Below are 10,507 nucleotides of genomic sequence, written 5' to 3'. Positions count from 1 at the left end.
AAGGCGAGTAAATTTGAATTATCTAATAAAAGTACAGTTTTAAGCCAAATTTTTGGTACTTTTATGACGTGAACTTGCGGAATAGGTATAAATTTGAAATGCCAAACCACTCCCGTATTCTCTACGCATTTACAATCCTATATTTTTAGCTTTTTCGGGGCCCCTAATGGTATTAATTAATTCGAGCGAAACCTAGTTATTACTGACCTACAGCTGGCAATTCTCGAATCCAGATATTGCGGAAGCTGAGTGGCTCGCTCTTGTCGCCGTGCGCCTGGAGCTTGATGGGCGACGGGCCATGAGGGGCGCCGTAGCTGGCCTTGCCGATGTAGCGCGTGGGGCCCTGTAGGGCTACGTTGTTTTCCACCAGCACACCGTTGAACAGCACCGTGACGCGGGCCGGCGTGGCCACCGTGCCGCCGGGCGCAAAAGTGGGGGCCGTCCAGATGACGTCGTAGGTCTGCCACTCGCCGGGCTTGCGGGTGGGGTTAGCCAGCGGCACAATCTGCTTGTACACGCTGCCCGCCTGGCCGTTGGTGTAGGTTTTGTTGTTGTATGAGTCCAGTATTTGCAGCTCGTAGCCTTCGTCGCCCTTGCCCAGCGAGGCGAGAAACAGACCGCTATTGCCCCGCGCCTGGCCCGTGCCCGTGATGTTGGCCGGCACGCGCCACTCCAAGTGCAGCTGATAATTACCGAAGCTGCGCTTGGTTTGAATGTTGCCCGCGCCCTTGTTTACGGCCAGCACGCCGCCCGTCGTCGTCCACGTGGCCGGGGCCCCGGGGTTGTCGGTCGAAGTCCACTGGTCCAGGCTTTTGCCATCAAACAGCACCAGCGCGTCCGAGGGGGCATCGCTGCTGGTTTTACCCGGCGTCACGGCGGGGGGCACGGGGGTGTACACCTCCGTATCCTCAGGTTTGGCGGCGGGCGGCGCAGTTTGGGCCACGGCGGCCCCCATGCTGCCAACCAGTAGTGCGGTAGCGACTAAGCGGGTTTTCATACGGCTATTTGTTTTAATTAATTGCAAGAGGTTTCAGCAGCGTGTTAGCCAGCTACGAAAGCAGGTTTTTCTTCATGTACGCCGCGCTCTGGGCAATGCTTTTATAAGCATCCATGGCGAAGTATTCCTGCTCCATGAAGGGGTGTTTTAGGCCCGCCGTTTTCGCGTACTTCATAATCTTTTTGAAGTCGATGGTACCCGCCCCAATTTCCGTATTATGCTCGGGCTGGGCCTTTTCCATGTCTTTGATGTGCCACATTGGGAAACGCTTGGAGTTGGCTTCAATTAATTTAATTGGGTCGCGGCCGGCGCGCACCACCCAATAAATATCCATCTCAAAATCTACCAGCTGCGCGTCGGTTTCCTTTAGCATCACATCGTACAGCGCCACTCCGTTCACGGGCTGAAACTCGAAATCGTGGTTGTGGTAGCCCACCCGCAAGCCGGCTGCTTTGCACAACTCGCCGGCCTTATTCAATTTCTCGGCAATTACCTTGAAATCGTCCGTTGTTTTGCGCACCGCAGCGTCGAGGTACGGCACCACAATGTACTGCTGGCCACAAGCATTGGCCGCTTCCATGTAGGCTTTGAATACCTCCTGGTTGCCGTCGCGCAGGTAGGCCCCCATATCGTAGTGGCCGCTGGGCGTGGTGAGGCCGTTGGCCGCCAGCACGGCTTTGAATTCTTTCGGCGTCAGGCCCCAATAATGCGTTTCCGGGCTGTAGCCGTAGGTTTCCACTTCCTTGTAGCCGGCCTTCGCCACTTTGGCCAGCACGCCTTTCGGGTCTTTGCCGATGTAGTCGCGCAGCGTGTAGAGCTGCAAGCCCGCTTTCAGCCCCGACGGGGCCGCAAATAGGGCCCCGGGGTTCACCAGGGAAAGGGCCGATAGCAAACCGGCTTGCTTTAGGAAATCTCTGCGTTGCGTCATGGGGCCCTGAAAAGGAAAAGAATTAATTAATTAAACGTCGCACAGCAACACCGCTTTGCGCAGCGACGCCAGCTTATCCGCCTGTTTCGGCATGAATTCCTGGGCTACGTAGCCCTTGAAACCCGTGGCCAGGATGGCGCGCATAATGGCCGGGTAATACAGCTCCTGGGTTTCGTCGATCTCGTGGCGGCCGGGCACGCCCGCGGTGTGGTAGTGGGCAATGTAAGCGTGGTTGTCGGTGAGGGTGCGGATAACGTCACCCTCGTCGATCTGCATGTGGTAGATGTCGTAGAGCAATTTGAAGTGCTCCGAACCCAGCTTTTTAGCCAGCGCCACGCCCCAGGCGGTATGGTCGCACTGATAGTCGTGGTGATCTACTTTGCTGTTGAGCAACTCCATCACCAGCACCACGTTGTGCTTTTCAGCCAAGGCCATCAGCGGTTGCAGGCCCTGCACGCAGTTGGCAATGCCGGTGGCATCGTCCAGGCCACGCTTGCTGCCGCTGAAGCAAATCAGGTTTTTGTACCCGGCTGCCGCCACCAGCGGAATCATGGCCGAATAATTCTTCAGCAGCGTGGCGTGAAATTTCGGGTCGTTGAAGCCGTCGGTCAGGCTAATTTCCGCGCCGTTGCACATGGGCGAATCCAGGCCGTATTTCTTCAGCGTGGGCCATTCCTTGGGGCCCACCAAATCGATGCCTTTAATGCCCATGCTTTTGGCAGCGGCGCACAGCTGGTCGAGCGACAAATCACCGAAGCACCAGCGGCAAACCGATTGGTTGATGTTGTTTTTCAAGGCAGCTTCGTTCACAGAATTTTCGGCCGGCGCGAAGGCACTCAGCGCGCCCACAGCACCCAAGGAAGCCGTACCGGCAACGATGTTTTTAATGACCGCGCGGCGGTTTGGTTGGGCAGCCATGGCGGGCACAGTTTAATTAATTAATTAATTCCTCGATCCGCTCCGCGGAACAAGAGCTTTTTACTAGTTATTCAGCAATTGTGCCAAACAATTATTTTACGCTCAAAATGTACTTGGTCATCTCCTGCGCATCGGCCACCGACAGGCCTGGGTGCGGCGTCATCGGGATTTCGCCCCAATTGCCTTTGCCGCCCGTAATTATTTTGTTGGCCAGCATGGCAATGTTGGCCTCGGTGGGCTGGTATTTTGCCGCAATATCGACGTAGGCGGGCCCCACCACTTTGTTGCGCTCTTGGTGGCAGCCAGCACAATCGGAGGCCGCAATCAATTTAATACCCGGCGCGGCGCTGGCTAGGTCGTCGCCGGTGGCCGGCACGGCGGTGGGGGCCCCACTGCCGGCTGCTGGTTCGGTGGTGGCGGTTTCGCCGGCTTTGGGGGTCGATTCGCAAGCAATTAGCAAAGCGCAGCTGCTGAGCAGCATCATCATCTTTTTCATCGGAAGCAGGAGGCTACAAGCCTAGCAGGGTTTTATTGAATTCCGCGTCGGTGGCGGTATTAGCAAAGTCGTCGAACGCCTTATCAGTGACGCGGATGATGTGGTCGCGGATAAATTGGGCCCCTTCACGGGCCCCATCCTCGGGGTTTTTAATGGCGCACTCCCACTCTAGCACGGCCCAGCCGGCGTAGTCGTACTGAGCCATTTTGCTGAAAATAGCTTTGAAATCCACTTGCCCATCGCCTAGCGAGCGGAAGCGGCCGGCCCGCTCGAGCCAGCTCTGGTAGCCGCCGTACACGCCCTGGCGGCCGTTGGGGTTGAACTCGGCATCCTTAACGTGGAACATCTTGATCCGCTCGTGGTAGATGTCGATGTACTCCAGGTAATCAAGGCATTGCAGCACGAAGTGCGACGGGTCGTAGAGCAGGCAGGCGCGTGGGTGGTGGTGCACTTTGTCGAGGAACATCTCGTAGGTCACGCCGTCGTGCAGGTCTTCGCCGGCGTGCACTTCGTAGCACAAATCCACGCCGCAGCGGTCGAATTCGTCCAGAATGGGCGTCCAGCGGCGGGCCAGCTCGGTGAAGCCTTCCTCAACTAAGCCGGCTGGGCGCTGGGGCCAGGGGTACACCATCGGCCAGAGCAGGGCCCCGCTGAAAGTGGCGTGCGCCTGGAGGCCCAGGTTTTGCGAGGCCTGCGCAGCGTATTTCAGCTGCTGCACGGCCCATTGCTGCCGCGCCGCGGGGTTATTGCGGTACGCTTCCGGCGCAAACCCGTCGAACAGCTTGTCGTAGGCTGGGTTCACGGCCACCAGCTGGCCCTGCAAGTGCGTGGACAGCTCGGTGATTTGCAGCCCCGCCGCGTTTATGATGCCCTTGATTTCGTCGGCGTAAGTCTTGCTTTCGGCCGCCTTTTGCAGGTCGATAAAACGCGCGTCGAGCGTGGGCATCTGGATGCCCTTATAGCCCAGGCCCGCGGCCCAGCCGCAGATACCTTCCAGGCTATTGAACGGGGCTTCGTCGCTGATGAATTGGGCCAGGAAAATGGCGGGGCCCTGAAGGGTAGTCATAAGCAGATCAAACGGTGAATTCAGTCCATTTTTTGTCCGACTGGCCCGAGGCAATGACGTTCTCAATGAACGCCATGCCGCGCACGCCGTCGGCAATACTCGGGTAGTCAAGAGCTTCGGGCGAAGCGGTTTCGCCGGCCTCGCGCGCTTGCAGGGTCAGCGCGAAGTTGCGGTAGAGGTTGGCGAAGGCCTCTAGATAGCCCTCGGGGTGGCCGGCGGGCACGCGGGCATTGTGCTGAGCAAAAGAGCCAACGTAGCCGGTGCCGGTGCGCCGGATTTCGGCGGGCCGGTCCAGCCACTTCACTTGCAGCGTGTTGGCATCCACCTGCTGCCACTCCAAGCCCCCTTTGTCGCCGTACACGCGGATGCGGACGTTGTTTTCCTCGCCGGCCGCAATCTGGGAGGCCACGAGCACGGCGCTGGCGCCGTTGGAGAGCTTCAGCAGTACGGCCCCGTCGTCGTCGAGCTGCCGGCCGGGCACTACCGTGTTGATGTCGGCGCAGAGGCGCGTCACTTGCAGGCCCGTCACGTACTCTAGGAGGTTGAAAGCGTGGGTACCGATGTCACCCATGGCTCCGGCCACGCCGCTACGGGCGGGGTCGGTACGCCAAGCGGCTTGCTTGTTTTCGCCACCCTCCTCAAAGCCGCTGAGCCAGCCCTGCGGGTACTCCACGTAGGCCTTGCGGATGGGCCCCAGGGTGCCGGCGGCCAACAATTGCCGGGCCTCTTTCACCATCGGGTAGCCGGTGTAGGTGTGGGTGAGGCACAGCAGCCGGCCGCTGACCTCGGCCACGGTTTGCAGCTGCTTGGCCTCGGCCAGCGAGAAAGTCATCGGCTTGTCGAGCACTACATCGAAGCCGTTTTCGAGGGCCATTTTGGCCGGCGCGAAGTGCAGGTAGTTGGGCGTGACGATGGAAATAACCTGCACCCGCTCAGTGGCGGGCCGCTGCATTTCCTGGGTAATCAACTCTTCGTAGGAGCCATACACCCGGTCGGGAGCCAGGCCCAATAACACGCCGGTGGCCCGCGATTTGGCCGCGTTGCTGCTGAAAGCGCCGGCCGTGAGCTCGTACAAGCCGTCGAGGGAAGCGGCGATGCGGTGGACGGCCCCAATAAAGGCCCCTTGCCCGCCGCCAATCATGCCCAATCGTAATTTCATGCGGTAATGTCTGGAGCTGCTAGCTGCTGGCTAGTAGCTGTTGGCCTTCGGTTGAACGGGTGCCAACAGCCAGCAGCTGTTAGCCAACGGCTCAATTTTATACCTCCAGGCGCGCAGTGGCCTCGGCGTAGGTAATTTCCCCAGCCGTTAAGGGGGCAGCGTTGCGGTCTTTAAACAACAGCAGGAACACCACCAGCACGCCCGCCGCAATGGCGGCCGGAATCAGCCAGATGGTGTGCCAGTCGTGCAGGCTGCCGCTGAGCTGATGGGCATCCACGATCTGGCCTGAGAGTAGCGAGCCGATTAGCATGCCCACCCCGTAGGTGGCCAGCGTGATAAAGCCTTGAGCGGCGCTCTTCGACTGCTCACCGGCCAGGTTATCGGTGTAAATCTGGCCCGTTACGAAGAAGAAATCGTAGCAGATGCCGTGCAGCACAATGCCCGCAATCAGCATCCAGTAGTTGCCATCGCCGTTGCCGTAGGCGAAGAAGATGTAGCGCACCACCCAGGCCGCCATGCCGATGGCCAGCATTTTCTTCACGCCCAACCGAGCGAAGAACACCGGAATTAGCAGCATAAACAGCACTTCCGATACCTGGCCCAGGCTCTGCACGCCGGCGGCGGCCTTCATGCCCACCTCGTTCAGGAAGGGGTTGGTGAAGCCGTAATAAAAGGAGAGCGGGACGCAGATGGCCACCGAGGCCAGGAAGAAAATGAGGTACGAGCGGTTTTTCAGGAGCCGGATGGCATCCAGGCCCAGCAGGTCGCCCACGGTGGTGGGGCCCGCTTTTTTAATGGGGGGCGTAGAGGGCAGGAAGAAGCTGAATACGCCGAGCAGGGCAGCGGCCCCGGCCGCCATCTTGAACGTGAGGCCTAGCATGGTGAGGCCGTTGGCGTCCTTATTTTCCCAGTGCAGCCAGCCGATGGTGAGGCCCGCAATGATCCAGCCGAGGGTACCCAGCACCCGGATAGAAGCAAATTCCTTCTCCGGATTTTGCAGCTGCCGGAAGGAGATGGAGTTAACCAGCGCCAGCGTGGGCATATACAAAATCATGTAGATGAGAATGTAAGGGTAAAAAGCTCCGAAATCGGCTGCCCCGGCCGCTTGCCACAGCAGCAGGGCCCCTGCCAGGTGCAGCACCCCCAATATCTTCTGGGCCGAAAAAAACCGATCCGCAATCAGCCCGATAATGAACGGTGCGATGATGGCCCCAATGGATTGGGTAAGGACCGCTACTCCGACCTGAATACCGGTGGTGCGCAAGTTGCTCTGCAAGTACGTCCCCAGCGTCACGAACCAAGCTCCCCAGATGAAAAACTCTAGGAACATCATCAGCGACAACTTAAAGCGGATGGTAGCGGTCATAAGCGAGGAAACAGGGTAAGGCAAAAGGTAATGGGGGCCCGGCGGGCCGGGTTAGGCTTACGAAGTGGCCCAGGCTTTGTCGCCTTTTTTGTAGGGCACGTTGCCGTCGTAGCGGCCGGGCACGGGCAGGTAGCGCAGGGCTTTGGTGGCGCCCACTTCGGAGGTGAAGTAGCCGAGCAAGGTCAGTTGCTTCATCATGCGGAAGTAGTGGCTGGGGGCCCCTTTCTCGGCGTGGGCAGCGGCGTATTCCTTCTGCTCCTTGTCCAGGGCCACCAGCAAAGCGGTGCGCTCGGCGGGGTCGCAGGCAATGAAACCCTTGTTGTACTGCTTGTTGGCTGCCTCGCTGAGCTTCACAATGCCGTCCGTGAAAATCTTTTGGTCGGCGGGGGTATAGCAGTCGCGCACCATCACGTTCATGAAGCGGCCGATGTGGGCCTCCTTGGCCCCCGGCGACGCGGCGGTGGTAGGCAGGATGGTGTCGCCCACCTCGTCGAGCAGGCGAATCTGGTCCACGTCGAAGTCGGGCATTTTGGCGGCGGGGGCCCCGGCGCCAGCGCCGCCCTCGGCCACCGGCTTACCGGGCGAGGAGCAGCTGCTCAAGAACATATCGGCGCCGATAACGGTGCCGCCCATCAACAGGGCTACGCGGGCAATGGCATTTCTGCGGTCCATAAAAACGGAGCTGGAGTGGTAGGGTCCTAGATGTTTTGCTTTTTCATTTCGCTCACGGCGTGGTCCACGGCGCGGGCCGTGAGGGCCATGTAAGTCAGCGAGGGGTTTTGGCAGGCGGCCGAGGTCATGGCCGCGCCGTCGGTTACGTACACGTTGGGCGCGTCCCACACCTGGTTGTACTGGTTGAGCACCGACGTTTTGGGGTCGCGGCCCATGCGCGCCGTGCCCATTTCGTGGATGCCGCCGCCCAGCACGTAGCCGTTGTCGTAGGTTTTCACGTTTTTGATGCCCGCACTTTCCAGCATTTCCTTGGCGTCGGCCATCATGTCGACGCGCATTTTCTTCTCGTTTTCGCGGGTGTGGGCGTCGATGGCCAGCACCGGCAGCCCCCATTTGTCCTTCTTGGTTTTGTCGAGGAATGCGCGGTTATCGTGGTACGGCAAAGTCTCGCCGAAGCCCGTCATACCCATCGTCCACTTGCCGGGCTCGGTGAGGGCGTCTTTGAACTCGCCGCCGATGCTCATTTCCGGAATTTCGCGGCTCCAGCCTTCGCGGCTGGCGCTGCCCTGGTAGCCAAAGCCGCGGATATAGTCGCGCTTGTCGCCGAACAGGTTACGGTAGCGGGGCACGTAAATGCCGTTGGCCCGCCGCCCGTACACGTACTTGTCTTCGTAGCCGTCGGCATCGCCGTGGGCCCCCGCCCGAAAGTGGTGGTCCATTAGGTTGTGGCCCAGCTCGCCGCTGCTGCTGCCCAAGCCCTCGGGCCACACGTCGGTGGCCGAGTTCATCAGCACCCAGGCCGAGTTCAGGGCCGAGGCGTTGAGGAACACCACTTTGGCGAAGTACTCGTAGGTCTGGTTGGTTTCGGCATCGAGCACCTCCACGCCTTTGGCGCGCTTGGTGTCCTTGTCGTAGAGGATTTTGGTGACGATGGAGAACGGGCGCAGCGTGAGGTTGCCAGTAGCCACCGCAGCGGGCAGCGTGGACGACTGCGTGCTGAAGTACGCCCCGAACGGGCAACCCAGCCAGCACTTGTTGCGGTACTGGCAGTTGGTGCGGTTTTTCAGCGGCTTTGTGATGTTGGCCGTGCGGCCAATGACCATGCGCCGGTGCTCATAGTTCTTTTTGATACGGGCCGCCACGTCCTTCTCCACGATGTTCATCTCCATGGGCGGCATGTAGTCGCCGTCGGGCAATTGCGACAACCCGTCGCGGTTGCCGCTGATACCGGCAAACTTCTCTACGTAGGAATACCAGGGAGCCAGGTCTTTATAACGAATGGGCCAGTCAACGGCGATGCCATCGTTTGCATTGGCCGAGAAGTCGTAATCACTCAAGCGGTACGATTGGCGGCCCCACATCAGCGAGCGGCCGCCCACGTGGTAGCCCCGGAACCAGTCGAAGGGCTTCACCTCCACGTAGGGGCTTTCCTTCTCGTTGACCCAGTACTTGAGGTTGGTTTCGTTCAGGGTGTAGTCGCGGCCCAACACCGGATAGTCGGCAATCATCTGTTGGGTTTTGCCGCCGCGGTGCGGGAAGTCCCACGGGGCCTTGTTGGCGTTGACGTAGTCTTTGACGTGCTCGATGTTTTCACCGCGCTCGAGCATAATGGTTTTTAATCCTTTTTCGGTCAATTCCTTGGCCGCCCAGCCGCCCGAAATTCCCGATCCGATGACGATGGCATCATACGTGTTTTTTTCCATGAAACTGCTGCTGAATAACGGGTGGGGTAGGGTTGAAAAGACGTTGGGAAACCAATGAAAACCGACTAGCTGCGTGCTTTCTACAACCTAATCAAGTAGTTGATACCATTTGGTTGGCTATCGCAAACCATTGTGCTGACTTGGAGGTGGCAATGTAATGAGTATTTCTAACTTCTACTGGCAGCAACGGCACAAAAACAGGTTTTTGTGGCACATTTCACCAACAGCATGGCCTTAAAGGTAGGCATGGCTTAATCGTTTTAGCAAACCTATTTGCACGTTTACACGGCGAACCCTAGCTGAAAATAGGGCCCCACGCGGCCCGCCGGGGCCCTACTTGGCCACTACGCCCCCGAACCTTGGGGCCCGGGCCGCCGTATGCCTGGGCACTTTCTTTCCTCCCCAACTTATTGCCTTCCTTAATGAACAACGTAGCCGCCGGCGTAAACCAGCTGCGCATTCAGCGCTTTGTAAACGTATATTTTGTGGATGCCGGCACACCCGGCGACTGGGTGCTGGTGGACACCGGCCTGCCCGGCAGCGAGGAAACCATTCGCGCCGCCGCCGCCGAGCGGTACGGGGCCGGGGTGGGGCCCCAGGCCATTATCCTTACCCACGGCCACCTCGACCACCTGGGCTCGGCCCTGCCGCTGGCCACGGGCTGGAACGTGCCGGTGCTGGTGCACCCCCTGGAACTGCCCTACGTGACGGCCCAGGCCCTGTACCCGCCGCGCGACCCCACCGTGGGCGGCTCGCTGGCCTTTATGAGCCGGTTTTTTCCGACGCAACTGCCCGACCTGAGCGACGTGGTGCAGGAGCTGCCGACGGATACCGACGCCGTGCCCTTCCTGATGGGCTGGCGCTGGCTGCACGTGCCGGGCCACGCCCCGGGCCAGATTGCGCTGTTCCGCGACGCCGACCGCACGCTGCTGGGGGCCGATGCCTTCGCTACCACCCACCACGATTCCATCCCGGCGGTGCTGCTGGGGATACCCAAAATCAGCCGCGCCGGCACGCCATTCAATTACGACTGGGCCGCGGCCGAGCGCTCGGTGCAGGCACTGGCGGCGCTGCGCCCGGCCGCCATTGGCTGCGGCCACGGGCCGGTCATCACGGGGCCCCGGCGGCGGAAGGGCTGGCCCACTTGGCCGCACACTACCCCCTGCCGGCCCACGGCCGCCTACGTGCACGAGGCCGCCGCA

The 10,507-nt window shown here is 60.0% G+C and carries 10 protein-coding genes; 1 reads left to right on the top strand and 9 read right to left on the bottom strand.

What is annotated here, in order from left to right; translation table 11 throughout:
- Window positions 1-199: 199 nt before the first annotated feature.
- From BEN49_RS05870 to BEN49_RS05830, 9 genes are all read right to left on the bottom strand, one after another.
- Window positions 200-997: a 3-keto-disaccharide hydrolase gene (locus tag BEN49_RS05870; protein WP_070742079.1), complete on the bottom strand. Its 798-nt coding sequence runs from the start codon at window positions 995-997 to the stop codon at window positions 200-202.
- A 52-nt stretch (window positions 998-1,049) separates the two neighbouring features.
- Window positions 1,050-1,925: a sugar phosphate isomerase/epimerase family protein gene (locus tag BEN49_RS05865; RefSeq protein ID WP_070742076.1), complete on the bottom strand. Its 876-nt coding sequence runs from the start codon at window positions 1,923-1,925 to the stop codon at window positions 1,050-1,052.
- 30 nt (window positions 1,926-1,955) lie between these two features.
- Window positions 1,956-2,843 (bottom strand): hydroxypyruvate isomerase family protein, encoded by an 888-nt coding sequence (locus BEN49_RS05860; RefSeq protein WP_070742072.1) that lies wholly within the window; start codon window positions 2,841-2,843, stop codon window positions 1,956-1,958.
- Window positions 2,844-2,934: 91 nt separating this feature from the next.
- Window positions 2,935-3,339, bottom strand: coding sequence for a c-type cytochrome (locus BEN49_RS05855; protein ID WP_070742069.1), 405 nt, complete (start codon window positions 3,337-3,339; stop codon window positions 2,935-2,937).
- 13 nt (window positions 3,340-3,352) lie between these two features.
- Window positions 3,353-4,405, bottom strand: coding sequence for a sugar phosphate isomerase/epimerase family protein (locus tag BEN49_RS05850; protein WP_070742067.1), 1,053 nt, complete (start codon window positions 4,403-4,405; stop codon window positions 3,353-3,355).
- A 7-nt stretch (window positions 4,406-4,412) separates the two neighbouring features.
- Window positions 4,413-5,564, bottom strand: coding sequence for a Gfo/Idh/MocA family protein (locus BEN49_RS05845; protein WP_204376064.1), 1,152 nt, complete (start codon window positions 5,562-5,564; stop codon window positions 4,413-4,415).
- 97 nt (window positions 5,565-5,661) lie between these two features.
- Window positions 5,662-6,930: a nucleoside permease gene (locus BEN49_RS05840; RefSeq protein WP_070742062.1), complete on the bottom strand. Its 1,269-nt coding sequence runs from the start codon at window positions 6,928-6,930 to the stop codon at window positions 5,662-5,664.
- 57 nt (window positions 6,931-6,987) lie between these two features.
- Window positions 6,988-7,602 carry a gluconate 2-dehydrogenase subunit 3 family protein gene (locus tag BEN49_RS05835; RefSeq protein ID WP_070742059.1) on the bottom strand — a complete coding sequence of 205 codons (615 nt, stop codon included), beginning with the start codon at window positions 7,600-7,602 and terminating at the stop codon, window positions 6,988-6,990.
- Between the two features lie 26 nt (window positions 7,603-7,628).
- On the bottom strand, window positions 7,629-9,305 hold the full coding sequence (locus tag BEN49_RS05830) for a GMC oxidoreductase (RefSeq protein ID WP_070742056.1): 1,677 nt from the start codon (window positions 9,303-9,305) through the stop codon (window positions 7,629-7,631).
- A 422-nt stretch (window positions 9,306-9,727) separates the two neighbouring features.
- On the opposite strand from BEN49_RS05830, the gene BEN49_RS05825 reads away from it, so the two are divergent.
- On the top strand, window positions 9,728-10,507 hold a 780-nt coding region (locus BEN49_RS05825; protein WP_070742053.1), incomplete at its 3' end, for an MBL fold metallo-hydrolase.

The sequence above is a fragment of the Hymenobacter coccineus genome (genome assembly GCF_001816125.1).
GTDB classification, from domain to species: domain Bacteria; phylum Bacteroidota; class Bacteroidia; order Cytophagales; family Hymenobacteraceae; genus Hymenobacter; species Hymenobacter coccineus.
Note: the sequence above shows the minus strand (reverse complement) of the source record. Positions and strands in the feature narration are given on the sequence as shown.